The sequence below is a fragment of the Brachybacterium sp. NBEC-018 genome, from assembly GCF_024860185.1.
GTDB classification, from domain to species: Bacteria; Actinomycetota; Actinomycetes; order Actinomycetales; family Dermabacteraceae; genus Brachybacterium; species Brachybacterium rhamnosum.
This window is the reverse complement of sequence record NZ_CP100650.1, coordinates 749,264-772,295: the sequence shown is the minus strand read 5'-3', so window position 1 is coordinate 772,295 and position 23,032 is coordinate 749,264. Positions and strand designations below refer to the sequence as shown.

At 74.3% G+C, this 23,032-nt stretch carries 25 protein-coding genes; 18 read left to right on the top strand and 7 right to left on the bottom strand.

Translation table 11 applies throughout. The features are described 5' to 3' along the window. Positions 1–58 precede the first annotated feature (58 nt). On the top strand, positions 59–1,441 hold the full coding sequence (locus tag NLU66_RS03480) for an AAA family ATPase (RefSeq protein ID WP_259361557.1): 1,383 nt from the start codon (positions 59–61) through the stop codon (positions 1,439–1,441). A gap of 98 nt (positions 1,442–1,539) precedes the next feature. Next, complete coding sequence (locus NLU66_RS03475) at positions 1,540–2,214, top strand: hypothetical protein (RefSeq protein WP_259361556.1); 675 nt, start codon at positions 1,540–1,542, stop codon at positions 2,212–2,214. Between the two features lie 18 nt (positions 2,215–2,232). Here NLU66_RS03475 and larB read toward each other — a convergent pair whose 3' ends face one another. From larB to NLU66_RS03460, 3 genes are read right to left on the bottom strand one after another with little or no spacing between them, the layout of a single operon-like run. Next, positions 2,233–2,967: a nickel pincer cofactor biosynthesis protein LarB gene (larB, locus tag NLU66_RS03470; RefSeq protein WP_259361555.1), complete on the bottom strand. Its 735-nt coding sequence runs from the start codon at positions 2,965–2,967 to the stop codon at positions 2,233–2,235. Next, positions 2,960–3,841, bottom strand: a complete 882-nt coding sequence (gene larE, locus NLU66_RS03465; protein ID WP_259361554.1) for an ATP-dependent sacrificial sulfur transferase LarE — start codon at positions 3,839–3,841, stop codon at positions 2,960–2,962. The genes larB and larE overlap by 8 nt, the downstream gene beginning before the upstream one ends. Next, positions 3,838–5,172, bottom strand: coding sequence for a lactate racemase domain-containing protein (locus NLU66_RS03460; protein ID WP_259361553.1), 1,335 nt, complete (start codon positions 5,170–5,172; stop codon positions 3,838–3,840). The genes larE and NLU66_RS03460 overlap by 4 nt, the downstream gene beginning before the upstream one ends. Positions 5,173–5,318: 146 nt before the next feature. On the opposite strand from NLU66_RS03460, the gene NLU66_RS03455 reads away from it, so the two are divergent. Together NLU66_RS03455 and NLU66_RS03450 are read left to right on the top strand one after the other, a co-directional pair. Next, positions 5,319–6,497, top strand: coding sequence for an AI-2E family transporter (locus NLU66_RS03455; protein WP_259361552.1), 1,179 nt, complete (start codon positions 5,319–5,321; stop codon positions 6,495–6,497). 246 nt (positions 6,498–6,743) lie between these two features. After that, entirely contained in the window at positions 6,744–7,676 is a 933-nt protein-coding gene (locus NLU66_RS03450; protein WP_323374652.1) for an aminoglycoside phosphotransferase family protein, read from the top strand. 9 nt (positions 7,677–7,685) lie between these two features. Here the strand turns inward: NLU66_RS03450 and NLU66_RS03445 are convergent, their stop codons facing one another. After that, on the bottom strand, positions 7,686–8,060 hold the full coding sequence (locus tag NLU66_RS03445) for a TraR/DksA family transcriptional regulator (RefSeq protein ID WP_259361551.1): 375 nt from the start codon (positions 8,058–8,060) through the stop codon (positions 7,686–7,688). Between the two features lie 82 nt (positions 8,061–8,142). Here NLU66_RS03445 and NLU66_RS03440 point away from each other — a divergent pair, with 82 nt between their 5' ends. The 7 genes from NLU66_RS03440 (at position 8,143) to NLU66_RS03410 (ending at position 14,070) form a co-directional block, all read left to right on the top strand. Next, on the top strand, positions 8,143–9,405 hold the full coding sequence (locus NLU66_RS03440; RefSeq protein ID WP_259361550.1) for a sensor histidine kinase: 1,263 nt from the start codon (positions 8,143–8,145) through the stop codon (positions 9,403–9,405). Continuing rightward, a complete protein-coding gene (locus tag NLU66_RS03435) occupies positions 9,402–10,076 on the top strand; it encodes a response regulator (RefSeq protein ID WP_259361549.1) in 675 nt (224 codons plus the stop codon). Before NLU66_RS03440 ends, NLU66_RS03435 begins: the two co-directional genes overlap by 4 nt. Before the next feature lie 130 nt (positions 10,077–10,206). Further along, positions 10,207–11,559: an acyltransferase family protein gene (locus NLU66_RS03430; RefSeq protein WP_259361548.1), complete on the top strand. Its 1,353-nt coding sequence runs from the start codon at positions 10,207–10,209 to the stop codon at positions 11,557–11,559. A gap of 167 nt (positions 11,560–11,726) precedes the next feature. Further along, positions 11,727–11,984 carry a hypothetical protein gene (locus NLU66_RS03425; RefSeq protein WP_259361547.1) on the top strand — a complete coding sequence of 86 codons (258 nt, stop codon included), beginning with the start codon at positions 11,727–11,729 and terminating at the stop codon, positions 11,982–11,984. A 9-nt stretch (positions 11,985–11,993) separates the two neighbouring features. Continuing rightward, positions 11,994–12,170, top strand: coding sequence for a hypothetical protein (locus NLU66_RS03420; protein ID WP_259361546.1), 177 nt, complete (start codon positions 11,994–11,996; stop codon positions 12,168–12,170). Between the two features lie 323 nt (positions 12,171–12,493). After that, positions 12,494–13,348, top strand: a complete 855-nt coding sequence (gene panB / locus NLU66_RS03415) for a 3-methyl-2-oxobutanoate hydroxymethyltransferase (protein ID WP_259361545.1) — start codon at positions 12,494–12,496, stop codon at positions 13,346–13,348. An 80-nt stretch (positions 13,349–13,428) separates the two neighbouring features. Next, the gene (locus NLU66_RS03410; RefSeq protein WP_259361544.1) at positions 13,429–14,070 is read left to right on the top strand and encodes a dihydrofolate reductase family protein; all 642 of its coding nucleotides are present in this window, start codon (positions 13,429–13,431) and stop codon (positions 14,068–14,070) included. A gap of 19 nt (positions 14,071–14,089) precedes the next feature. On the opposite strand, the gene NLU66_RS03405 is transcribed toward NLU66_RS03410, so the two are convergent. Both NLU66_RS03405 and NLU66_RS03400 read right to left on the bottom strand, forming a co-directional pair. Next, on the bottom strand, positions 14,090–15,004 hold the full coding sequence (locus tag NLU66_RS03405; protein WP_259361543.1) for a DUF4862 family protein: 915 nt from the start codon (positions 15,002–15,004) through the stop codon (positions 14,090–14,092). A gap of 112 nt (positions 15,005–15,116) precedes the next feature. Next, on the bottom strand, positions 15,117–15,653 hold the full coding sequence (locus tag NLU66_RS03400; protein WP_259361542.1) for a GNAT family N-acetyltransferase: 537 nt from the start codon (positions 15,651–15,653) through the stop codon (positions 15,117–15,119). Positions 15,654–15,700: 47 nt separating this feature from the next. On the opposite strand from NLU66_RS03400, the gene NLU66_RS03395 reads away from it, so the two are divergent. The 7 genes from NLU66_RS03395 to NLU66_RS03365 all read left to right on the top strand — a co-directional run bounded on the left by NLU66_RS03395 (position 15,701) and on the right by NLU66_RS03365 (position 21,729). After that, a complete protein-coding gene (locus NLU66_RS03395) occupies positions 15,701–16,381 on the top strand; it encodes a hypothetical protein (protein WP_259361541.1) in 681 nt (226 codons plus the stop codon). Positions 16,382–16,657: 276 nt separating this feature from the next. Continuing rightward, positions 16,658–17,293 (top strand): copper chaperone PCu(A)C, encoded by a 636-nt coding sequence (locus NLU66_RS03390; RefSeq protein WP_259361540.1) that lies wholly within the window; start codon positions 16,658–16,660, stop codon positions 17,291–17,293. Next, positions 17,290–18,549, top strand: coding sequence for a Dyp-type peroxidase (locus NLU66_RS03385; protein WP_259361539.1), 1,260 nt, complete (start codon positions 17,290–17,292; stop codon positions 18,547–18,549). Before NLU66_RS03390 ends, NLU66_RS03385 begins: the two co-directional genes overlap by 4 nt. 104 nt (positions 18,550–18,653) lie before the next feature. Continuing rightward, the gene (locus tag NLU66_RS03380) at positions 18,654–20,090 is read left to right on the top strand and encodes a PepSY-associated TM helix domain-containing protein (RefSeq protein WP_259361538.1); all 1,437 of its coding nucleotides are present in this window, start codon (positions 18,654–18,656) and stop codon (positions 20,088–20,090) included. A gap of 46 nt (positions 20,091–20,136) precedes the next feature. Then, positions 20,137–20,898, top strand: coding sequence for an alpha/beta fold hydrolase (locus NLU66_RS03375; RefSeq protein ID WP_259361537.1), 762 nt, complete (start codon positions 20,137–20,139; stop codon positions 20,896–20,898). Between the two features lie 210 nt (positions 20,899–21,108). Further along, positions 21,109–21,318: a type II toxin-antitoxin system VapB family antitoxin gene (locus NLU66_RS03370; protein ID WP_259361536.1), complete on the top strand. Its 210-nt coding sequence runs from the start codon at positions 21,109–21,111 to the stop codon at positions 21,316–21,318. Between the two features lie 6 nt (positions 21,319–21,324). Further along, positions 21,325–21,729, top strand: a complete 405-nt coding sequence (locus NLU66_RS03365; RefSeq protein WP_259361535.1) for a PIN domain-containing protein — start codon at positions 21,325–21,327, stop codon at positions 21,727–21,729. A gap of 30 nt (positions 21,730–21,759) precedes the next feature. Here NLU66_RS03365 and NLU66_RS03360 read toward each other — a convergent pair whose 3' ends face one another. After that, positions 21,760–23,031 carry a hypothetical protein gene (locus NLU66_RS03360; RefSeq protein WP_259361534.1) on the bottom strand — a complete coding sequence of 424 codons (1,272 nt, stop codon included), beginning with the start codon at positions 23,029–23,031 and terminating at the stop codon, positions 21,760–21,762. Between the last annotated feature and the right edge of the window lies 1 nt (position 23,032).

Below are 23,032 nucleotides of genomic sequence, written 5' to 3'. Positions count from 1 at the left end.
CTCCTCCACCACGAGAATCGAGAAGACGAACCTGAGCAGTACGGATAGGTTTGACGACATGTCCCCTGAACTCGACGTCTCGGCCTTCGCCATCCAGTTCCAGAAGTTCCTCGACACGATGAGCGACCTCGCCGAGCAGCCCGATCGGGACGTCTTCGAGTCCGAGCTCGGCAGGCATCTGGGAGCCAGCCCTCGCTCGCTCGCCCCGGTGCGCCAGGAGTTCCCTCACTGGAGATGGGTCGACGTCGACGCCGCTCTGGACGCGCTCTCGGCGACGCAAACCCTTCGCGGAGTCGTCCCGGCCGACGATCCCGACGGCCTCTCCGAGGTGCTGTCGAACCGGTACGGCAACTACGCGTGGGGATCGGTCGAGCGCACGGCCCTGCCCTCCGGGCCGGGCCGGGTCACGCACGTGGCGACCAACGCCATCCGACAGCTGGAGATCGACGGCCTGCCGGTCATCGCGTTCGCGACCGAGTCGACCAGTCAGGACCCGGAGGGCGCCATCGCGGTCGAGGTGCTCTCGGCCGACGCCGCCGTCTCCCGCCGTGTGCTCTCCCGCATCGACACCCATGTCCGGGAGCAGTCGGCGCTCGGCGGGCAGGTGGTCAGCTTCGTCGCAGGGCAGTACGGCTCGGAGCAGGGCGAGATCAGGTTCCATCCCCGGCCCCGGGTCCCTCGCCGGGATGTCGTGCTGCCGGCGGGGAGCCTGGATCGCATCGAGGAGTCCGTGCTCGGGGTGAGTGAGAACGCCGCCGCGCTCCGCGAAGCCGGGCAGCACCTCTCGCGAGGCGTCCTGCTGTTCGGCCCTCCCGGGACAGGCAAGACCCATACCGTCCGCTACCTCCTCTCCCGCGCCGCGGACACGACGGCGATCGTGCTGAACGGGGACTCCCTCAGCCACATCAGGCAGGCTGCTGACGCTGCTCGAGATCTGGGCCGAGCCATCATCGTCCTCGAGGACGCCGACCTCGTCGCCGCCGATCGCGACTTCAGCGAGGGAGAGCGCTCCGTCCTCTTCGACGTCCTGGACATCCTCGACGGGCTCGCCGACGACGCCGACATCGCCTTCGTGCTGACCACGAACCGCGTGGGGGTGCTCGAAGAAGCTCTCGCTCTGCGGCCCGGACGCATCGACCTCGCCGTGGAGATCCCGCTCCCCGATCTTGAGCTCCGCCGCCAGCTCTTCACCCGGTACGGGCACCACCTCCCCTTCACCGAGCGGGGGATCGATCAGGCGGCCGTCGCCGCTGAAGGCACCACGGGCTCCTTCGCGAAGGAAGCAGTGCGCCGCGCCGTGATGAGCGCACTCGCCCTCCACGAGGACCTCACCGACACGCACCTCATCTCAGCCGTCGATGCGCTCGTCCGCGAGGCCGGCGAACTGCGCGACGCCATGGCACACGACGCGGAGGACCACGACGTCAGCGACGACGACTGAGTCGACGAGACGCGACACCGAGCCGGGGAGACCGTCCGCCACCAGACAGCCGCGAGGGCGGACGGCTGTCGTGCCCTCGTCGCCGGTACGCTTCACCCATGGGCTCATCGCCGTCCCCCGTCCCTGTCGTCCTCATCGTGGGTCCGCAGGCGGCGGGCAAGAGCACCGTCGCTCGTGCGCTCGTCGAGGCGCTCCGCGAACGGGACGAGCGTGCCGCCCTCATCGAGCTGGATGCGATCGCGGGCATGGCGCTGCCGACCCTCCCGAGCTGGGACGTGGCGGCCGACGTCTTCGCCACCGTCATCGGCGAGTGGGCCGGGGCCGACCTGACCTGCGTGGTCGCTGAGGGGATCGCGAGCCGAAGCGAGATCGACCTGGTCTCGGCCCGAGTACCCGAGCCCGCTGCGATCATGACGATCACGATGACGACCCCTCTCGGGACCGCCGTGCCCCGGGCACTCGCTGATCCCACCCGGGGCATCTCTCGCGACGAGAGATGGCTGGCAGACCGCTATGACGAGTGGCAGCGCGAACGAGCCCTCATCGAGGAGGACCTCGCGCTGGACATGGGGAGCCTCTCCGTGCAGGAAGGCGTCGCCCGTGCCGTGGCGGCCATCGATGCCAAGCGCTCCAAACTGTTCGACCAGTCGCGACACCACGGCACAGCGCCTGGTCCTGCCGCTGCGCGACGGGCTTCTGGACGCACGGTCGGCCGGCAGTCAGCAGCGGCGCGCAGCCGCTACGCCGACCTCCTGCACCGCCTGTCCCGCTGAGAGCTCGGCCTCCGGCCTTCAGCCAGGCGGCGCGGGCGCCCAGCGGGCGATCTGCGCGGCGAGGTGGCCGGCGCCGTAGCCGTTGTCGATGTTGACCACGCCGATGCCGGGGGCGCACGCGGAGAGCATCGTGGTGAGCGCGGCGCGGCCGCCCTCGGCGACGCCGTAGCCGACGGAGGTGGGCAGGGCGACGACGGGCGCGGCGATCTGACCGGCGACGACGGTGGGCAGCGCTCCGTCCATGCCGGCGGCGACGACCACGCAGGCCGCCTCCCGCAGCTCGGGCAGGCGCGCGATGAGCCGGTGCAGGCCGGCGATGCCGATGTCCGCGATGAGGCGGGTGGGGCGGCCCAGGTGGCGGGCGGTGAGCTCCGCCTCGCGGGCCACGGGCAGGTCGCTCGTGCCGGCGCAGGCGACGATCACGAGGCCGCCGCTCGGCGCGGGCGGCTCGGCGGGCCAGGCGAGGAACCGGGCGCCCGGGTCGTGGTGGGCAGCGGGGAGGGCGGTGAGCACGGCTGCGGCGCGATCGGCGTCGGCCCGGGTGAACAGCACCGGGCCCAGGTCGTCGCGGCCCGCGGCGAGGCGCGCGTACTCCCCGGCGATCGCGGCGACCTGCTCGACGCTCTTCGCGTCGCACAGCACCGCCTCGGGGGCGCCGCGGCGGGAGGCGCGATCGAGGTCGAGCTCGAGCAGCCCGTCGATGCGGCCGTCGGCCCCGTCAGCCCCGTCGGCCCCGCTCCCCCGGTCAGGCATCGTCCCGCCGCACGACCTGCAGCGCGAAGAGGCCCGAGCGGATGCCCTCGAGGTCGATCGTGACGTGGCGGAACCCGGCGGAGCGGCCGGCGGCGACGAGGGCGCCGCGCACGTCGGGCTCGACGGCGCGGGGCAGCTCGTCGGTGGGCAGCTCGATGCGGGCCACGTCGCCGTGGTGGCGCACGCGGCAGTCGCTGAAGCCGGCGTCGAACACGGCGTCCTCGAGCTCGTCGATCTGGCGCAGCTTCTCCGGGGTGACGGCCTGGCCGAAGGGGATGCGGGAGGAGAGGCAGGGGGCGGCGGGCTTGTCCGCGACGCTCAGTGAGAGGCCGCGCGCCACGTCCCTCACCTGGGCCTTCGTCATGCCGGCGGTCGCGAGGGGGCGCAGCACGCGGTGGCGGGTGGCGGCGCCGGCGCCGGGGCGGTCGTGGCGGGTGGCGTCGTCCGCGTTCTCACCGTAGGCGACGGCGTCGAGCGCATGAGCGGCGACGATCTCCTCGTCGATGCGGGTGAACAGCTCGTCCTTGCAATGAAAACACCGAGCAGCGTCATTGCGTGCGTACTCGGGGTTGTCCATCTCCGCGGTCGCGATCTCGACGACCTCTGCGCCGATCTCCTGCGCGGTGCGCAGGGCGAGGCGGTGCTCGCGGCGGGCGAGGGACGCGGAGACGCCCAGCAGCGCGACCACGTTCTCGCTGCCCAGGGCGCGCACGGCGAGGGCGAGCAGGGTCGCGGAGTCCACGCCGCCGGAGTAGGCGACGCCGAGGCGGCGCACCCCTCTGAGCTGCGCGGCGACGTCGTCCGCGAGGGTGAGCGCCTCGCCGGTGAGCGCGTCCGGGGTGAGGGTCGGGGCGATGGTCGCGGCGGCGCTCACACGCCCTCCTTCTCCGAGGCGAGACGGAACAGGACCTCGCCCGCGTGGTCGATGACGAGCGTCTCCGGATCCGCGCGCAGGGCGTCGAGGTCCAGAGCGGCCGGGTCCTGGTAGAGCACGTTGTGCGCGGCGCACTCCTCCGCACTGATGGAGGTCGCGAAGTAGCGGTTCACCCGCTGCTTCTCCTCCCCCGTCTCCGGGTCGTAGGTGCCCAGGCCCGTCACGTGCGTGGAGTGCGCGAGCTCGCCCCAGGGGTGGCCGGCGAAGCGGTCCCACTGCTTCGTGAAGTACTCGATGTTGTGGTACCCGATCTCGCGGATCCCCGGGTGCATCGCGGCGACCTCGGTGATGTGCGGGGCGTAGATGATGACGTCGCCGCCGTCGGCGCACACGGGCTCGGACTTGTAGAAGCCCTTCGCGCCGGTCCACATGTCGTCGTACATCTCCGGCACGATCGCGACGATCCGCCGGTACGGCTTCTCGACGTAGGTGATGTGGGTCTGCGCGGAGATCTTCGCGCACGCGGCCCACGCGGCCTGCGGGTCGCCGAAGGCGATCGCGCCGAGATCCGCCCCACCCTCCTTCACGTCCATCGTGAAGGCGAGCTTCGTGGTCGTGATGAGCTCGCTCGCGGCGTCGATCAGCTGGCGCACGGGCGTGATGCCGAGGGTGCCGATGATGCGGCTCGCGGTGATGAGCGCCCCCACCCAGTGGGAGATGTCGATGACGTCGTGCACCGAGCAGCCGGGGAAGAAGTACTTGTTGCCGCCGGAGAAGCCGACGACCTCGTGCGGGAACACGGGGCCCACGATGAGGTTGACGTCGGACTCGGCGACGAGCCGGTTGATCTGCACGCGCATGGGGACGTCGGTGAGCAGGCCGCCGGTGAGCTCGGCGATGCGCTCCGCGGGGATCTCGCCGAGGTCCGCGATCTGCGCGGGGTCGTGCCAGGCGTGGTTGACGACCTCCCAGCCGGGGTAGGTCGCCGCGGCGCCGCGCTCGGTGGAGCCGAGGAGCACGTCGATCGCCTCCGCGCTCATGGCGGCGTGGGTACCGAGTGCGATGAGCACGGTGACGGAGGCGGCGCGGCCCGCGAGCGCCTCGTGGATCGCGGGCAGCACGAGCGGCAGCGGCACGGAGCGGGTGCCGTCCGGGATGATCAGGCAGACGCTCTTGCCGTCGAGGTCCTGACCGGCGAGCTGCTCGAGGACGAAGCCGCGGATCCCCTCCGGGGCGAGGGTGCCCTCGGGGCCGCCCAGGAGCGCCGCGCGTTCCGCGAGCCCCTCGGGGATCGGCTGGATCGGCGGGATCGTCACGCTGGGCTCGCTCATCGCTCCACTATGCGCGGTGACCTCGGCCGGGACAAGCCGCGTCCCGCCTGTTGCCACGGGCGTCGCGGCCCGCTGCCGACCGCCATCCGTGCCGCAACGGGTCGACGTCGTCCCCTGTGCGGGACCGAAAGGCGTACCGTCATCCCATGAACGAGGGCGTGGAGGCGACGAGCGGCGCCGTGGTGACCGATCCATCCGCTCAGGATCCGATTCCGACCGGCCTCAAGGTGGCAGCAGGTTTCACCTGGCGCGTGCTGGTCGTGGGGGTGGGCATCGCAGCCGTCGCAGGGGTGGCCGTGTGGTTGGAGGACATCGTCGTCCCGTTCCTGCTCGGACTCCTCCTCTCGGCCCTGCTGGTCCCGCTGTCCGCATTCCTGCAGCGGCACCGCTGGCCCCGCTGGGCCGCGGTCATCACCGCCTGGGTCGTGGTGTTCGCGGTGCTCACCGGGCTGATCCTGCTGGTCGCCGCACAGGTGCGCAGTCAGCTTCCGGCCCTCGGCGCGCAGGCCGAGAAGGCTCTGGACTCCGCCCAGGCCCTGATCGCGAAGAACCCCTTCGGCGTGAAGGAGGCGGATCTCGACATGTATGTCTCCCAGCTGACGACATGGCTCCAGGAGCACGCCTCGGACATCGGCCTCGGTGCCGCGGAGGCGGGATCGGGGGTGGCTCACCTTCTCGAGGGCCTCTTCATCATCATCTTCGTCACCCTCTTCGCTCTGCTGGACGGTCGGCGGATCTGGGAGTGGACGACTCGCCTCTTCCCGGCGCAGGCCCAACCGCGCATCCGGGTGGCGGGCGATGCCGGCTGGCACACCCTCACCAGCTTCATCCGCATCCAGCTGGTCGTGGCGGCGACCGACGCTCTCGGCGTCGGGATCGGAGCCGCGATCCTCGGCGTGCCGCTGGCGGTGCCGATCGCCGTCATCGTGTTCTTCGGGGCCTTCGTCCCCGTCGTCGGGGCGATCGTGGGAGGGGCGGTCGCGGTGGGGATCGCGCTGGTCTTCCTCGGCTGGGTCCACGCCCTGATCATGCTCGGCATCGTGGTGCTCGTGCAGCAGCTGGAGTCGCATCTGCTGCATCCGCTGTTGACCGGCTCCGCGGTGAAGGTCCACCCGCTGGGCGTCGTGCTGGGCGTCGTCACGGGCACCGCGGCCGCAGGCGTGGTCGGGGCATTCTTCGCGGTGCCGTTCATCGCGACCGTGAACTCCATGGTGATGGCAGCTCGCCGCTGGGCCCCGCAGACCGCCACGGTCGAACCGGCCGCCCACCCGGCGGCGAGCTCCGCCGATCCCGAGGAGCAGCCGGGTCCTGAGCCCGCCCGCTGAAGGGATCATGAGTAGTGCAGCGACGTCGCATCAGGCCCGCACCGGCTCCGATCCGCGACCGGAGGAGGTGCACGATCCGGGGCGGCGCTCGGGGACATCACCGATCACGCCAGAAAAGGGCCGGGTGGAAGCCCTTCCAGGGGGCTCACCCGCGATCCGCTGCCGTCCGGAAGCATCGCAGCGTGGGACTGAGCACGGGCCACCCCGACGCCGCCCTCGGCGGGACGAAGATGCCGGCATGACGCCCTGGCCCCGGCGCTGTCCGAGGCGTTCCGCACCCGACTTCTCGCGCAGGACGATGCCGCCTGCCGGCCGTGGCTCGCGGCGCTCCCCGCGCTCTGCGTCGACGTCGCCGCGGGGTGGCGACTCGAGCCGTCGGGCCCGCCGGTCTTCGGCGGTGCCGGGCTCGTCCTGCCGATGACCGGGCACGACGGTCGCCTGGTGGCCCTCAAGCTGGTCTCCCCGCTCGCGGACGCTGACGCGGAGCAGCGGGCGCTCGCGGAGCTCGGCGGGCGCGGCGCCGTCATCCTGCTCGACGCCGACCTCGAACGCGGTGCGCTGCTGCTCGAGCACGTCCCCGGTCCGACGCTCGAGGTCGAGGCCGCCCGCCTGCGTCCCGTCGAGGCGGCGGCCATCGCCGGTCACGTGGCCCGACGGATCGCGGAGGTCCCGGCCCCGGCCGACGCTCCGCAGCTCGCCGACGGCGCCGCGGCCTGGCTCACCCAGCTCGAGGCGCAGCACACGACGGCCCTCCGACGCGGCCATGCGCTGGACGAGGAGGCCGTCGCCGCGGCCCGCGACGGGATCAGCCGCCTGGGCACGTGCCGCTCGACGACGCTGGCCCACGGCGACCTGAGCTTCGCGAACATCATGCGCCGCGCCGACGGCACCTGGATCGCGATCGACCCCGGATTCGTCGCCGGTCCGCTCGAGAACGAGGCGCACACCGTGCTGCGCAGCCTGCTGCCGTCGATGATGAGCGCCCCGGACCCGTCCGGCGCGATGGCGGAGGTCGTGCGGGCGTACTGCTCTGCGGCGGGCGGCGATCCGGGCCTCGCCCTCGATCTGTCCCACGCCCGGTTCGTCGCCTCCTACTACTGGGAGGCGCAGCATCATGGCGCACCCGATGACGTGGAGAACCTCCGTCGGGCGGCGACGACCGACGGCACCGGGCGCTGACCGGACGGCTCAGTCGACGAGGTCGGCGCAGTCGATGCAGGTCGTCGCCTCGGGGCGCACCGCGAGACGGGCCGGGGCGATCGGCGTCCCGCAGCGTGCGCAGCGGCCGTCCTCCCCGCGGCGGAGCCGCTCCTGCGCCTCGTCGATCCCGGCGAGCGCGTCGAGGCGGGCGAGGCGCAGCCCCTCGAGGCGCGACCACTGCGCCGAGAGCGGCACCCCGTCGGGGTCGTGCTCGTCGTCGTCCGCCTCGCCCTCGCGGGTGCGGCGAAGCGCGACGAGCTCCTGCTCGATCTCCTCGAGCTGCGCGCGCACCGCGGCCCGCCGCTCCGCGAGCTGCGCGGCCCGGTCGCCGGGCGGCGCGGGATCCTGCCGGGAGTCCTCCATCGCCCCATCGTGCCCCGTGCGGGTGACAGTCGCGGTACCTGAGAGCGATGCGCCCGCGCTGGCGCGGTCCTAGCATCGAGCCGTGGATCCCTCGACGCCTGCGCCGTCGACGCCGGACCTCCGGCAGGAGGACGGCGCCGGCACCGACGACGCCGCCGTCGGCCGTCCCTCCCGCCGGCGCACCGCGGTGGTCGTCGTGCTGGCGTCCGTGTCATTGGCGCTGTTCAGCGTGCTCGCTGCGATCCATGCCTCCCTGTACGGCACGCCCGTGGTACTCGCGCTGCCGCTCGGGGCGGCGCTCGGCGGAGCGCCCGTGCTGGCCCTGCCGCGCCCGCGCACGGCGGCCGCGCTCGCCTGCCTCGCCTCGTGGATCCTGCCCCTGGTCTCCGTGCCGCCGGACGGCACCGCCTGGCCGTGGCCGTGGTCGGTCCCCGCGATGGTCGCGTTCGTCGTGACCGTCCTCGTGCTCACGCTCGCGCACGGCTGGAGGATCGGCACGGCCGTGCTCGCCCTCGGGAACCTGGGGCCGCTGCTGATCGCCCCGCTGCTGGGCCGCGCGGAGGTGGCCGGCGCCGATCTCATCGTCACCGCCTCGGTGAGCACCGGGTTGCTCCTCGTGGGCGTGCTGATCGCGAGCCGGCTGCGGGTGGGTGAGGAGCTCAGCCGCGAGCGGGAGGTCTCCGCCGCGGAGCATGCGCAGCGCCTGCTGGTCGAGGAGCGCACCCGGATCGCCCGCGAGCTGCACGACGTCGTCGCGCACAGCACCGCGCTCACCCAGGTGCAGGCGTCGACGGCGCGCTACCGGATCCCGGACCTCTCCCCCGAGGCCGCCGCCGAGTTCGACGACATCGCCGCGAGCGCCCGCGCCTCGCTGCAGGAGATGCGACGCCTGCTGGGGGTGCTGCGCACCGAGGACCACACGCCGCCGCTCGCCCCGCAGCAGGGCATCGCCGAGGTCCCGGAGCTCGTCGAGGGCTTCCGCCGCGCGGGCGCGCAGGTCACGATGCACCTGGACGAGGTGACCGAGGGTCTCCCCGCCTCCGTGGACCTCACCGCCTACCGGATCGCGCAGGAGGCGCTGAGCAATGCGGTGCGGCACGCGCCCGGCGCGCCGATCGAGATCGGCGTGGACATCGGCCACGACGCCGTGACGCTGCGCGTGCACAATGGGATCGCCACCGAGGCGTCGGCCGCCGTGACCGCCGGATCCGGCAACGGACTGCGCGGCATGCGGGAGCGGGTCGTCCCGCTCGGCGGGACCCTCCACCACGGCCCCGACCCGGCCGGGGGCTGGACCGTCCTGGCCGTCCTCCCGCTCACCGATCCCCCGCAGGAGCCCGCATGACCGTCTCCGTCCTGCTCGCCGATGACGCCGCCATGGTGCGGGCGGGCTTCGCGGCCCTGCTCGACGCGCAGCCCGACGTGCGCGTCATCGGGCAGGCCACGACCGGCAAGGAGGCCGTCGCGCAGGCGGCCCGGCTGCAGCCGGACGTGGTGCTGATGGACGTGCGCATGCCGGAGATGGACGGGATCGAGGCGACGCGACGCATCGGCGCACCGGACTTCCCCGCCCCCCCCCCGCCGCCGCGGATCCTCATGCTCACCACCTTCGACATCGACGACTACGTCCACGACGCCCTGCAGGCCGGGGCGAGCGGCTTCCTGCTCAAGGACGCGACGCCCGAGGAGCTCGTCCACGCGGTGCGCGTCGTCGCCGCGGGGGACGCGCTGCTCTCCCCCGGGATCACCCGGCGGATGATCGAGCAGTTCGCGACGCGCCGGCCCCGCGCGCGGCGCGACGCGGCGCTGCTGGCCCGGCTCACGGATCGCGAGCGGGAGGTGCTGCTGCTGGTCGCGCAGGGCCGCTCGAACAAGGAGGTGGGCGAGGAGCTGTTCATCTCCGACCACACCGTGAAGACCCACGTGGGGCGGCTGCTGACCAAGCTCGAGGCGCGCGACCGGGTGCAGCTGGTGATCCTCGCCTACGACAACGGCCTCGTCTCGCCCCTGAGCTGAGCCCCGCGGGTCCCTCGGAGGGACCACGCGCATCGCCCTTCGGGGTGATCCCGGGACCGCTCCCGCGGGCGACGTGGCCGCGGGCATCTCGTCCCTAGCCTCCTCGGCGTCATCCCGAGGAGGAGCCCCCATGGCCGTCATCGATCTCGCGCCCCCGCGCCCCGCACCCGTCCCCGTCCCGCCGCCCGTCCCGTCCCGCCGTGACGCGAGCATCGACCTCGTGCGCGCCCTGTGCGTGCCGGCGGTGATGCTCGTGCACGGCCTCCAGGTCACGGCCACGCTCGGCGCCGCCGGCCCTGTGCTCGAGTACGCGACCCGCGGCGCGGCCTGGTACCCGCCGATCACCTGGCTGCTGCAGGTCATGCCACTGTTCTTCGTGGTCAGCGGCTTCGCGGGGGCGATCGCGCACCGCCGGCTCCGGGAGCGCGGCGGCACGGCGACGGCGTTCGTCACCGCCCGGGTCCATCGCCTGCTGGTTCCCCTCCTCGCGCCGGTCGCCGCGGCCGTCGTGGTGCTCGCCGCGCTCGGTGCCGCGGGCGTCCAGGCGGGGCTGCTGGACGAGGCGGGGCTGCGGTGGCGGGAGCCGCTGTGGTTCCTCGCCGTGTTCCTCGGCGTGCAGTCCCTGCTGCCGCTGCTGCTGCGCGCCCACGAGCGCGCCCCGTGGGCCTCGCTCGCCGCCCTCGCCGGCGGCGCCGTCGCCGTGGACCTGCTTCGCGGGCAGACGGGGATCGAGGCGATCGGCTACGCGAACCTCGGCTTCGTGTGGCTCGCGCTGCAGCAGGCGGGATTCCTGCTGGCCGACGGCCGCATCGACGCCCTGCCCCGACGCGTGCGGGCGGCCGGCATCGTCCTGGCCCTCGCCGGGCTCGGGACGGCCTTCGTCACCGGGTTCTGGTCCCCGGACCTCATCGCGCACCTCAACCCGCCGACGACGGCGCTGCTGGTGCTCGGCGCGGCGCAGACCCTCGCTCTCTCCCTCGCCCGGCCGCACCTCGCCCGCCTCGCCGCCCGGCCCCGCATCGCGGCGGTCACCGGCTTCGTCACCGCCCGCACCATGACGTTCTACCTGTGGAACCTCTCCGCCCTGCTGCTCCTCGCGGGCGGCTCCCTGCTCCTCTCCCAGCAGGGCCTGCTCACCCTGCCGGAGCCCTCGAGCGCCGCCTGGTGGGCGAGCCGGCCCCTGTGGCTCGCCGCGTCGATCGCGCTCACCGCCGCCGCGGCCTGGCTCGCCGGTCCCCTCGAGCGCCTCCGCCCGGTGCGGCCCACCCACGCTCCCCGGCGCACCGCGCAGGCGGTGCTGCTGGGCCTCGCCGGCCTGCTGGTGCTGCTCGCCGCGGGGATCTCCCCGCTCAGCGGGCTGCTCGCCCTGGCCCTGCTGCTGGGGGCGCTCGCCCGGATCCGGGGCCCGCGCTCCGGTGAGCCGGAGATCTCGAGGAGCCCGGTGGCTCCGACATCGTCCGCACCTGCCCTGGCGAGCAGGTGACCTCCTCGCCAGCCCTGAAGGTCTCGGCTCTGTCTCGGCGGCGGGATCCGCTCGTCCGCTCCGCCCGGTTCCCGCTACCTTGTCCCGAATGGACGGGCCGCAGACGCCGCCGGTCCTGTTCTCCGTGCGCGCCGCGCGGGTCCCCGAGCAGAGGTGGAGGCAGAGCCATGAGCGATCCCGATTCCGGGCTGATGCCCGTCGGCCTCTCCACGCCGTGGGACCCCTCGATGCTCGTGATGCTGCTGATCTTCGTGCTCGGTGCGCTCGTCATCGTCGCCGTCGCGGTGATGAACCGGCACAGCGGCCCGACGGGGCAGGTGACTCCGACGGACCCCACGGCGGATCCCGCCCTGATCGCGCTCCAGCAGCCCCCCGCGCCGAACGCGCTCCCCGAACCGACCCCGGACCAGGCCCTCCGCGATTAGGCTCTGACCATGGAATACACCGGACTCGGCGGCTACGAGGCGCTCTTCTTCCTGCTCCCCCTGCTCGCCTACGCGGTGGGGCTCGCGATCTTCTTCGTCATCCTCTACTTCGTGGTCCGCGCGGCCGTGACCTCGGGGATCCGCCGGGCCCGCGAGCACGCGGCGCCCACCACCCCGGACGCCTGACCCGCGGGCCCGGCAGGACCGGGCTCCCCTGCGCTGCCGCTCAGCGGCGGCCGTCGAGCTCGTCGAGCCGGAGCCAGGCGTAGCGGTAGGTGCTCGTCTCGAGCGCCACGGGTCGGCCGGTGCCGGTGGCGGTGCTGCGGGTGTCGGTGTCGGTCATCAGGGCCTCCTTCGGGCACATCGGTTCGAGCCCACATTTCACCTCGCCCTCGCGGCCGGTCCGGACCGTTCTCACAACTTTCCGCCCGGCCCGGCGGCACCGCGAGCGTTGATGGTCACGCCCACCCCGTTCCCGCGTGCACCGACGGCGGTGCGAGCATGGGCGCATGACCGAGCAGCCCGCGCCCTACGGCACCCCGTCGACCCCGGCCACCCCGTCCCCGCGTCGGCGGCGTGTGCGGATCCCGCACCTCCAGGAGATGAAGCAGCGCGGTGAGCGCTGGTCGATGCTCACCGCCTACGACCGCTTCTCCGCGGAGGTCTTCGACGAGGCGGGGATCCCGGCCCTGCTGATCGGCGACTCCGCCTCGAACACGGTGCTCGGCAACGACGCGACACAGCCGATCACGGTCGAGGAGATGCTGCCCATGGCGCGCGCGGTCTCCCGCGCGGCGCGCCATGCCCTGGTGATCTCCGATCTGCCCTTCGGCTCGTACGAGGCCTCGCCGGAGCAGGCCTTCGCGACGGCGGTGCGCTTCGTGAAGGAGGCCGGGGTGCACGCGGTCAAGATGGAGGGCGGGGAGCCGATGCTCCCGCAGATCGAGATGCTCACCTCCCGCGGCATCCCCGTCATCTCCCACCTGGGCTTCACCCCGCAGTCCGAGCACACGCTCGGCGGGTACCGGGTGCAGGGGCGGGCCGACGGCGGCGACGCCCTGCTGGCCTCCGCCCTCGCCGCCCAGGACGCCGGCGCGTTCGCGGTGCTTCTCGAGATGATCCCGGCGGAGCTCGGCGCGCGCATCAGCGGCGAGCTGCGGATCCCGACGGTGGGGATCGGCGCCGGGGCGGGCTGCGATGCGCAGGTGCTGGTGTGGCAGGACATGGCGGGCCTGAACACGGGACGCCTGCCCCGCTTCGTGAAGCAGTTCGCGGACCTGCGGGGCGCGCTCGCCGGTGCGGCGCGGGCCTTCGACGAGGAGGTGCGGGGCGGGTCCTTCCCCGGCCGCGAGCACAGCTTCTGAGGGAACCCGTCCCCCCGAGGTGGTGACACGGCCGCCGCGGCGGAGGAGCATGGGCCCACCCTTCGGCGAGAGGACCTCCCATGGCACAGCGCGTGCGCGTCCAGAACTTCGGCGTCTCCCGTGACGGCATCGGCGCCGGCGCGGAGCAGACCCTCGAGCGGCCCTTCGGCCACGTCGACCCGATGCAGCTGATGGGCTGGGCCTTCACGACGGCGAGCTTCCCGGGCATGGAGAACCCGGAGGGCTCCCGCGGCATCGAGGACTACCTGACGCGGGACTTCGCGCACGGGATCGGCGCGGAGATCATGGGCCGCCACAAGTTCGGCCCGCAGCGCGGCCCGTGGCCGGAGGACGGCTGGCGCGGCTGGTGGGGCGAGGAGCCGCCGTTCCACACACCGGTGTTCGTGCTCACCCATTTCGAGCGGGAGCCGCTGCAGGTGGGCGAGACGACCTTCCACTTCGTGAACGGGACCCCCGAGGAGGCGCTCGCCCTCGCGAAGGAGGCCGCGGGCGGGCTCGACGTGCGGATCGGCGGAGGCGTGAGCACCGTGCGCCAGTTCCTCGACGCGGATCTGATCGATGACATGCACGTGGCGATCGCGCCGCTCGAGTACGGCGAGGGGCTGAAGCTGTGGGACTCCCCGGAGGACCTCGCGGGCCGCTTCACGATCGAGAAGGTCACCGCGCCGAGCGGCGTCGAGCACTGCTTCCTCTGGCGGTGACGCGCCGACCCGCCGCGCGTCACCGCACCAGGCCCGCGATCGAGCCGATGATCGCGAGGCGCTCGGCGACGGCGGCCCCGGCCGGGGCCTGCACCTTGATCGCCCGGTAGCGTTCGGCGCCGCCCGCCGCGTCGAGGCTCGCACGGACGGTCCCGGCGGTGAGGAGCGAGGCGGGCTCGTCAGCGTCGAGCGGCAGGTGGATGTCCGCCCACGGGGCGCCGTAGGGGGTCGTGTCCCCGGAGGCGCCGGAGAAGGCGATGCCGCCCAGCAGGCCGGCGGCGGCGAGCTCGCGGATCTGCTGCTCGGGCGTGGCGGGGTCGTGGGACTCGACGACGCTGCGCCCCCAGTTGACGGTGAGCGGCACCCCGAGCGCGGCGGACGCCTCGAGCTCCTCGGCGAGGCTCAGGAAGCGCTTCTCGCCGGGACCGGCACCGTCGGCGGCGTCGCAGTGCTCGACCATCAGCCGGATGCCGCGACGCTCGGTGGTGGCGGCGAGCTCCTCGAGGGAGCGGCGGAAGGCGCCGACGTCGGCGGCGCCGGTGGGGGCGGAGTGGACGAGCACGCCGGTGATCGCCGCGCGGCCCAGGTGGTCGTTGACCCGCTCGATCGCGGCGCCGATCTCCTCGTGGAAGCCGAGCGCGGCGCGCCGGAGGTCCTCCCGGGCGCTCGCGAGACCCTCGCCGGGGTTCCCGGCCTGGCGCTTCATGGTGGAGGGGATCGCCGTGACGACGCTCGAGGTGAAGCCGAGGCCGAGCACGTCCAGCAGGCCCTCGACCAGCGAGCCGTCCTCCGCGCGGAGGTGGTGGTCGGGGATCTCGAGGCCGTCCGCCCCGCTCCCCCGCAGGCCCGCGTACAGCTCGGCCTGCTCCGCGGGATCCGTGGGCAGCATCGCGTAGGCGCCCACCAGCAGGGGCGTCGTCGTGGTCTCGGACATGGGTCTCCTCTCGCCGCCGACCTGTCGCCGCGCGCTGCTGCGGGGCCGCTCGGTCGGGCGCACCGGGGCCATCCTCGCCGATCCGCCCGGTCGGAGCGGGCGCGGTCCGGGCTCAGCGCAGGGTCGCGGCGAGCTCCTGCTCGCTGAGCTCCCGATCGGCCATGACGAGCCGGATCGCCGTCGGATCCGGGTTCCCGGCGTCCGGGGCGCGGTGGCGCAGCGAGAGCCCCACCTTCCGGGCCACCGCGGCGGAGGCCGCGTTGTGCTCGAGGAGGTAGGCGACGACGGGCAGCTCGGGGCTCCGCTCCCGGGCGGCGTCCACGGCGGCGCGGGCGACCTCCGTGGCGAGGCCGCGGCCCTGCGCCTCGGGCGCGAAGCGGTAGCCGAGGTTCCAGAAGGCGCCGCCTCGCACCGCGCAGCCCCCGTGCCCCACGACCGTCCCGCCCTCCCGCACCACCCAGGCGCCGAGGCCCTCGTGCTCCCAGTCCTCGATCCAGCGCGCGAGCGCCGCCCGGGTCGTGGCGAGGTCGGCGAAGCGGCCGCTCGGCAGGTGGGTCCAGGTGCGGGCGTCGGAATAGATCCGGTGGAGGTCCTCGAGGTCCCCCGGCCGGGGGGCGTCGAGGGTGAGGCGCGGGGAGGGCGAGGTCATGGCGCCATGGTGGCAGGGCCGTGCGACACCGGGGCAGAATGGACGCCATGACCTCGAGCCGGGAGCCCCTGCGCCTCGTGCGGGGCGCGGCCGCGGCGACGGTCACGACCGCCGTGGCGCTCACGGGTCACCTCCTGGGAGGCGGCGAGCTGCCCGCGCCGCTCGGGATCGCGATCACCTGGTGGCTCGCGGTCACCGCGTGCACCGTGCTCGCCGGCACCCGCTTCTCCCTGCTGCGCCTGGGCGCGGCGGTGCTGGGCAGCCAGGCCCTCTTCCACGCCCTGTTCGTCGTCGCGACCGGCGGCAGCGGCACGGTGACGATGGTGGACCCGCCCGGCTCCCAGCTCTACCACCACCAGCACACGCTCACCACGGCGGGCGGCGCGGCCGGCGCGCATGCCGGGCACCTCGCACAGATCGGCGACGCGGCCTCCACGCATGCCGCGCACGGGCTCGTCATGGACCCGCGGATGCTGCTGGGCCACGTGCTCGCCGGCCTGCTCACCACGCTGCTCCTGCACCGCGGGGAGCGCTTCCTGTTCCGCGCCTTCGGGGCCGCCCGGCGCCTGATCGGCGTGCTGGGCCGGCTCCCCGCCCCGGCCGCGCCGGTGCTCGTGCCGGCAGCCCGGCCGCGCCCGGTCCCGGATCTCACGCACCTCGACCACGCCCAGAGGGCGGTGCTCTCCGAGCAGGTCCTGCGGGGTCCTCCGCTGCTCCTCGCCGCCTGAGCCCGGGCCCACGGGCCCTCCCCTCGCGCCCCGACCCCGTGTCGCGGGTGCTGCTCGGCGGCACGCGGACGATCACGCGCGGAGCCCCTGCTCCGCGCCCCGCACCGGGACCTCCCCCGGTCACCCCTGCCCGTCCCCTGCCCTGCAGGGCGCCGCGCCGACGGTCAGCGTCGGCCCTGCGGCTCTGCCGGCGGGGCGGCGACGCGCCCACGGATGCGACGCCGACGGCGCAGAACCCGGTGACCGCGCGAGCCCGGCCCTCACCGAAGGACTCCCATGTCTCGCACCACCCTGCCCCCGACCCTTCTCACCTCGCCCCTCTCGCGGCGCGCGGCCCTGCTCGGCGCGCTCGCCCTCCCCCTCGCCGCCTGCAGCGCCGGCGGCTCCGACGACGGCGGCGCCACCGGATCCTCCGCCTCGGACGGCGCCGTCGACACTGTCGACACCGCTGCCCTCTCCCTCGCCGACGCGTGGGTGAAGTCCGCGGAGTCGGGCATGTCCGCCGTGTTCGGCACCCTCACCAACGCCTCCTCGAGCGCCGTGACGCTCGTCGGCGCGGCGTCCTCCGCGGCGGGCATGGTCCAGCTGCACGAGACCAACGCCGACGGCTCCGGCGGCATGAGCATGAAGGAGAAGGAGGGCGGCTTCGCGATCCCCGCGGGCGGCGAGCTGCGGCTCGAGCCGGGCGGGGACCACATCATGCTCATGGACCTCACCGCGCCCCTGCTCGCCGGGGACGCGGTCGAGGTGACGCTGCAGTTCGCGGGCGGGGCCGAGCTGCCGATCACGGCGACCGTGAAGGACTTCGCGGGGGCGCAGGAGAACTACAGCCCCTCCGACGGCGGCGGCGAGATGGAGGGCATGGAGGGCATGGACCACGGCTCCATGGCCTCGGACGGCGGCGACGAGTGACCCGCCGCGACGCGCCCGACCCACGAGGCACCGCGGACCGCGGCCGGCGCCGACTCCTGCTCGCCGGCACCACCGGTGCCGGGCTCGTGGGCGCCGGTGCCGCAGGGGCGCTCCTGGACCGGGCCGTCGGCCCCGCCCGCGGAACGACCACCCCCGCCGCACCCGCCGAGCCCGCGCTCATGGGCGCGGGGACGATCCCCTTCCACGGCGCCCACCAGGCGGGCGTGGAGACGGAGCCGCAGGCCCACGCCACGTTCCTCGCCCTGGACCTGCGCGACGGCGTGGACCGGGACGGGGTGCTGCGCCTGCTGCGGCTGCTCACCGAGGACGCCGCCCGCCTCACCGCGGGGCAGGCACCCCTCGCGGACGTCGAGCCGGAGATGGTCACCGCCCCGGCCCGTCTCACGGTGACGGCCGGGTTCGGCCCGGGCCTGCTGCGGCGGGCGGAGCGGGAGGTGCCCTCGTGGCTCGCCCCGCTCCCGGCCTTCGACATCGACGAGCTGCAGGACGCGTTCTGCGACGGGGACCTGCTGCTGCAGGTGGGGTCCGATGACCCCGTCACCCTGTCCCACACGGTGCGGATGCTGCTGAAGGACTCGCGCTCGTTCACGACCGTGCGCTGGATCCAGCACGGGTTCCGCCGGGCGCACGGCGTGCAGCGGCCCGCGACCACGCAGCGGAACCTCTTCGGGCAGCTCGACGGCTCCGCGAACGCGGCGCTGGGCAGCGAGGACTTCTCCCGGATCGTGTGGATCCCGGAAGGTCCCTTCGCGGGCGGCACCTCGATGGTGATCCGCCGGATCCGGATGGACCTCGACACCTGGGACGAGGCCGATCGCACCGCCCGGGAGGAGGCGGTGGGCACGCGCCTGGACACGGGCGCCCCGCTCACCGGGACCGAGGAGACGGATGACGCGGACTTCACCGCGCTCACCGAGAACGGCTTCTCCCGGATCGCGGAGTTCGCGCACATGCGGCGGGCGAACGGGGTGGACGACGGCGAGCACCAGGAGATCTTCCGCCGGCCGTTCCACTACGACGTGCCGCCGCCCGCGGGCTCGGACGCGGTCTCCGAGGCGGGGCAGATCTTCTGCTCCTTCCAGGCGGATCTGGAGGGGCAGTTCCTGCCCATCCAGCGTCGTCTCGCGGAGCTGGACCTGCTGAACGAGTGGACGACCCCGATCGGCTCGGCGGTGTTCGCGATCCCGCCGGGCTGCGCCGAGGGCGAGTACCTGGGCCAGTCCGTGCTCGCCTGACGCCGCTCCCGCTCCACCTCCCGCCCGTCGGCCGGGGTCTCCGTGACCCGGCCGGCGGGCGGGAGCCTGCCCTGCCCTCCCCTCCTCCGACACGAGGTCCTGCCATGTCGTCACCCCGTCCCCCTGCCCATCCCCGCTGGTTCGTGCCGCTGCTGCTGCGGCTGCACACGCTCGCCGGGATCGTGGTGGGCCCCTTCCTCATCGTCGTCGCCCTGAGCGGCGCCCTCTACGCCCTGTCCACCCCGCTCGAGCGTGTGGTCGACAAGCACGAGCTCACGGCGCCCTCCACCCATGCGCCGCTCCCGCTCGCCGATCAGGTCGCCGCCGCCACGGCCTATGCCGGGGAGAGCGACGTGGTCGCCGTGCGCCCCGCCCCGTCCCCCGGGGACACGACCCGCGTCATGCTCGCCGGGGAGGGCCTCGGCGAGAGCGAGACCCGCGGGATCTTCGTGGATCCCGGCAGCGGCGAGATCCGCGGCGATCTCACCGTGTACGGGACGAGCGGCGCGCTGCCGCTGCGCACCTGGATCGACCAGCTCCACCGGAACCTGCACCTCGGGGAGGCGGGCCGGCTGTACAGCGAGTTCGCGGCCTCCTGGCTGGGGGTGGTCGCGGTCGCGGGGATCGGCCTGTGGATCGCGCGGGTGCGTCGCCCGGCGACCCGCGCCGCCGTGACCCGGCCGCGGCTGCGCGCACCGGGGCGGCGCCGCACGCTCTCCTGGCACGCCCCCGCCGGGGTGGTGCTCGCGCTCGGCATGCTGTTCCTCTCCGCCACCGGCATCACGTGGTCCGCGCATGCGGGTGCGAACGTGACGGCCCTGCGCGCGGCGCTCGACTGGACGGCGCCCGCGGTCGACACCGCCCTGGACGGGTCCGGCAGCGGATCGGGTGCCGGTGAGCACGCCGGGCACGAGGGCCACGCCGGGCACGGCGCGGGCATGGGCGACATGGACATGAGCGAGATGGACATGGGCGACATGGCGGGGATGGACGGGGGCGAGGACTCCCCGGTGCTCTACGACCACGTCCTCGCGGCCGCGCGGGACGCCGGCATCGGCTCCTCGCAGGTGGAGATCCGCCCGCCCGAGACCCCGGGCACCGCCTGGGTGGTCCAGGAGATCCACCGCAGCTACCCCACCCGGGTGGACGCCGTCGCGATCGACCCCACGACGCTCGAGGTCGTGGACCGGGCGGACTTCGCGGACTACCCGCTCATGGCGAAGCTCGCCCGCTGGGGCGTGGACCTGCACATGGGCACCCTGTTCGGGCTCGTCAACCAGCTGGCGGTCGCGGCCGTGGCGCTCGGCATCGCGGGGGTCGTCGTCACCGGCTACGTCATGTGGTGGCAGCGGGGCCGGGGCTCGCGTCCCGGCCGTGTGCCCTCCCGGGGTGCGCTGCGCGCGGCGCCCTGGTGGGGCGTGCTCGCCGTCGCCGCCGCCGGCCTCGTGATCGGGCTGTTCCTCCCGATGATCGGACTGGGTCTGCTCGCCTTCCTCGTCGTGGACCAGGTGGCCGCCCGGCTCCCGCGCGGCGCTCGCTAGGCTCGGCGCAGGGTCCGGCCGGGCCCGGCGAGGGCAGGGGGATCCGATGGCGGCGCTGCACGTGCGCAGGCGGGAGTCGGCCGACGGTCGCTGGGTGGTGCTCCTGCACGGGGCCGGCATGGACGGCGCCATGTTCGACGCCCAGGTCGAGGCCCTGCCGCCCGGCGTGGGCGTGCTCTGCCCGGACCTGCCCGGGCACGGGCGCTCGGCGGCCGCGGGCCCGTTCCGCTACGGCGCGGCGCTCATGGAGATCGAGGCGCTGCTCGCCCCGCTCGCCGGCGAGGACATCACCCTCGTGGGCCAGTCGCTCGGCGGGAACCTCGTCCAGTCCCTGATCGCGCGGGACCCGGCTCTCGCGCGCCGCGCCGTGCTCGTGGACTGCACGGACAACCACGGCCCGCTGCGCAGGAGCGACGTGCTCGCGCTGCGCAGCACGGGCCCGGTGCTGCGGGTGCTCCCGTGGAGCTGGACGGTCGCCGCCTCCGCGCGCGCCTGCGGCACCGAGCCCGCCACCCGCGCCTACGTGCAGGAGCGCCTCGGGGCCGTCGGCCGGGACGACTTCGCGCAGGTCATGGACTTCTGGCGGGAGGCGCTGACCCCGGATCCCGCCTACCGGCTCCCCGTGCCCGTGCTGGCGGTCCTCGGCGAGCGCGACCGCTCGGGGAACATCGCCGCGGCCCTGCGACGCCTCGCGGAGCGGGACCCGCAGGTGCGGCTCGAGGTGGTCGCGGGCGCCGCCCACAACGCGAACCAGGACCGCCCGGCGCGGGTCTCGGCGCTCATCGAGGAGCACCTCGGGCGGGGCTGAGCGCAGCCCCCCGCACCTCCGGACTCTCCGTGCAACGTCTCCTCCCCACATCGCTTCGTCCACAGCCCCGGCCGACGTCCCTTCGCAGGAGGGTCGGCGCGGCACCATGCCGACATGACCACCGCCGCCCGCGGCCCGCTCTGGCCCGCCTCCGCCCCCGTCTATACACTCGGATATATAGAGCACATCCGAAGGGGGCCTGACATGCCTGTGACCTCGATAGACATCGACCCGGATCTTCTCGCCCAGGCGAAGATCGCCGCGGGGACGAGGACGACGCGCGAGACCGTCGAGCTCGCCCTGCGCACGCTGACGGCCATGCACCGGCAGCCTGCGGCCGTCGAGCGGATCATCGCGCACCGCTTCGCGGACGAGCAGATCCACGCCCCGACGATCGACTACCCGCTGCCCGGCGAGTGACCGGCGATGGCCGTCTATCTCGTCGACAACAGCGTCTGGCAGCGCGCCGCCTCCACGCCGTCCGTCACCGCGCGCCTGCGCCGGGTGATGGTCGACGACCTGATCATCACGTGCCCTCCGCAGGTGCTCGAGTACTGCCACTCGGCGCGGGACCCGGAGGAGCACACCCTGCTGCGTGACCACATGGCCGCCTTCTTCCCCGCGCCTGTTCACCCCTCGACGGAGGACGCCCTCGCGCTGCAACATGCCCTCTGGGCCGACGGGAAGGTCCGCGCCGCCGGGGCGCTCGACTGCCTCATCGCGGCCTACGCGGTCGTCAACGACGCGATCCTGCTCCACGCGGATCGGGACTACATCCATCTCGCCCACGCGACGGAGGGGCGGGTGCGCGAGGAGTACGTGGCGCCGTGATCCGGCGGGCGCCGCGTCCCGCAGTGGGGATCAGCGCACCAGCTGGGTCCTGCCGTCGGCCCCGTCGGAGGTGAGGACCAGCACCGCCCCGCCGCCCACGGGGTGCATGACCTCGGCCGAGGCCACCTGCGGCGTGCCGAGCACCTGGCCGGTGGACATGGAGAGCACGGTCAGCTGACGGCTGCCGGGGTGGCGCCAGGACCGGTAGGGGCCCCAGCCGCGGGCCCCGGCGCTCACGACGAGCTCACCGTGGGCGGCGACGGTGCGCACCCCGTCGTCCACCTCCCCGGCGAGTCGCGCGGTCCAGACGACGTCGTCCCCGCGGCGGGCGGTGAGCGCCGCCCCGTCGCGGGTGACGGCGAGGCCGCCGACGTCCACGGCCTCCCCCTCGGGGAGGGTCGTGGACTCCTCGGGGACGGGAAGGGCATCGCCGAGGAAGTCCTCGGGGTCCTCGGAACCGGCCGCACTGCGCACCACCTCCCCGTTGCGGGGGTCCACGGCGACCGGATCGAGGGTGCCCTCCGTCGCGAGATACGCGAGGCGCGGCACGGGGTGCTCGAGCACGGAGAACCTCAGGGCGGCGCCGTAGGTGCGCTGCCAGGCCAGCCGGCCGGCGGTGTCGTAGCCGGTGACGGTGCAGTCCAGGGGGTCGAGGGTGTCCGTGCCGGGCGGGCAGTCCCGCACCGCCGCGACGCCGTCCTCCGCGCCGACGACCACGAGCGAGTGGTCCTCCGCTGCGGCGTCCTGGAGCTTCGTCGCGCCGCCCGCGTCGACCCGCCAGGCCTGGGGGGTGCGGCCGTCGGTCCCGGTGACGTAGTAGGTGCTGCCCGCGCCGAAGGCCGCCTGGCGGACGTCGTCGAGCCCCGTCGAGGGACGCGCGACCTCCTCCCCGGTCTGCGCGTCGACCACGGAGAGGTCGGCCCCGGCGGGGATCAGGTACTGCCCCTCGGCCACGACGGGGACGTCGAGATCGGGGTGGTCCGCCCGGTCGAGCGGGGTCGCCGCCTGCCACACGCGGCCGCGGTCCAGGGCGGCGTCCTCGATCAGGCCCGGGATCCTCACGAGCACCACGACCAGCGCGAGCGCGAGGAGCGCGGCGATCACGGTGCGCAGCACCCCGCGGAGGTGGACGGTCGCGAGCAGGAACGCGCCGACGCCGAGCAGCACTGCACCGAGCACGTACCAGCCGAGCGGGGCCAGGCCCAGCAGGGCGAGGCCTGCGGCGATGAGCAGCAGCGCGCCGCCCGGCCGCCCCGTGCCTCCGCGGCGCATGCCCGTCGCCGTGCCTGTTCCTGCGCTCATC

Bases quoted from the DNA above. Each gene is read 5' to 3' on its own strand.
- NLU66_RS03480 (WP_259361557.1), top strand. From the start codon at position 59: ATGTCCCCTGAACTCGACGTCTCGGCCTTCGCCATCCAGTTCCAGAAG.
- NLU66_RS03475 (WP_259361556.1), top strand. From the start codon at position 1,540: ATGGGCTCATCGCCGTCCCCCGTCCCTGTCGTCCTCATCGTGGGTCCG.
- larB (WP_259361555.1), bottom strand. From the start codon at position 2,967: ATGCCTGACCGGGGGAGCGGGGCCGACGGGGCTGACGGGGCCGACGGC.
- NLU66_RS03460 (WP_259361553.1), bottom strand. From the start codon at position 5,172: ATGAGCGAGCCCAGCGTGACGATCCCGCCGATCCAGCCGATCCCCGAG.
- NLU66_RS03455 (WP_259361552.1), top strand. From the start codon at position 5,319: ATGAACGAGGGCGTGGAGGCGACGAGCGGCGCCGTGGTGACCGATCCA.
- NLU66_RS03445 (WP_259361551.1), bottom strand. From the start codon at position 8,060: ATGGAGGACTCCCGGCAGGATCCCGCGCCGCCCGGCGACCGGGCCGCG.
- NLU66_RS03435 (WP_259361549.1), top strand. From the start codon at position 9,402: ATGACCGTCTCCGTCCTGCTCGCCGATGACGCCGCCATGGTGCGGGCG.
- NLU66_RS03430 (WP_259361548.1), top strand. From the start codon at position 10,207: ATGGCCGTCATCGATCTCGCGCCCCCGCGCCCCGCACCCGTCCCCGTC.
- NLU66_RS03425 (WP_259361547.1), top strand. From the start codon at position 11,727: ATGAGCGATCCCGATTCCGGGCTGATGCCCGTCGGCCTCTCCACGCCG.
- NLU66_RS03420 (WP_259361546.1), top strand. From the start codon at position 11,994: ATGGAATACACCGGACTCGGCGGCTACGAGGCGCTCTTCTTCCTGCTC.
- panB (WP_259361545.1), top strand. From the start codon at position 12,494: ATGACCGAGCAGCCCGCGCCCTACGGCACCCCGTCGACCCCGGCCACC.
- NLU66_RS03410 (WP_259361544.1), top strand. From the start codon at position 13,429: ATGGCACAGCGCGTGCGCGTCCAGAACTTCGGCGTCTCCCGTGACGGC.
- NLU66_RS03405 (WP_259361543.1), bottom strand. From the start codon at position 15,004: ATGTCCGAGACCACGACGACGCCCCTGCTGGTGGGCGCCTACGCGATG.
- NLU66_RS03400 (WP_259361542.1), bottom strand. From the start codon at position 15,653: ATGACCTCGCCCTCCCCGCGCCTCACCCTCGACGCCCCCCGGCCGGGG.
- NLU66_RS03395 (WP_259361541.1), top strand. From the start codon at position 15,701: ATGACCTCGAGCCGGGAGCCCCTGCGCCTCGTGCGGGGCGCGGCCGCG.
- NLU66_RS03390 (WP_259361540.1), top strand. From the start codon at position 16,658: ATGTCTCGCACCACCCTGCCCCCGACCCTTCTCACCTCGCCCCTCTCG.
- NLU66_RS03380 (WP_259361538.1), top strand. From the start codon at position 18,654: ATGTCGTCACCCCGTCCCCCTGCCCATCCCCGCTGGTTCGTGCCGCTG.
- NLU66_RS03375 (WP_259361537.1), top strand. From the start codon at position 20,137: ATGGCGGCGCTGCACGTGCGCAGGCGGGAGTCGGCCGACGGTCGCTGG.
- NLU66_RS03365 (WP_259361535.1), top strand. From the start codon at position 21,325: ATGGCCGTCTATCTCGTCGACAACAGCGTCTGGCAGCGCGCCGCCTCC.
- NLU66_RS03360 (WP_259361534.1), bottom strand. From the start codon at position 23,031: ATGAGCGCAGGAACAGGCACGGCGACGGGCATGCGCCGCGGAGGCACG.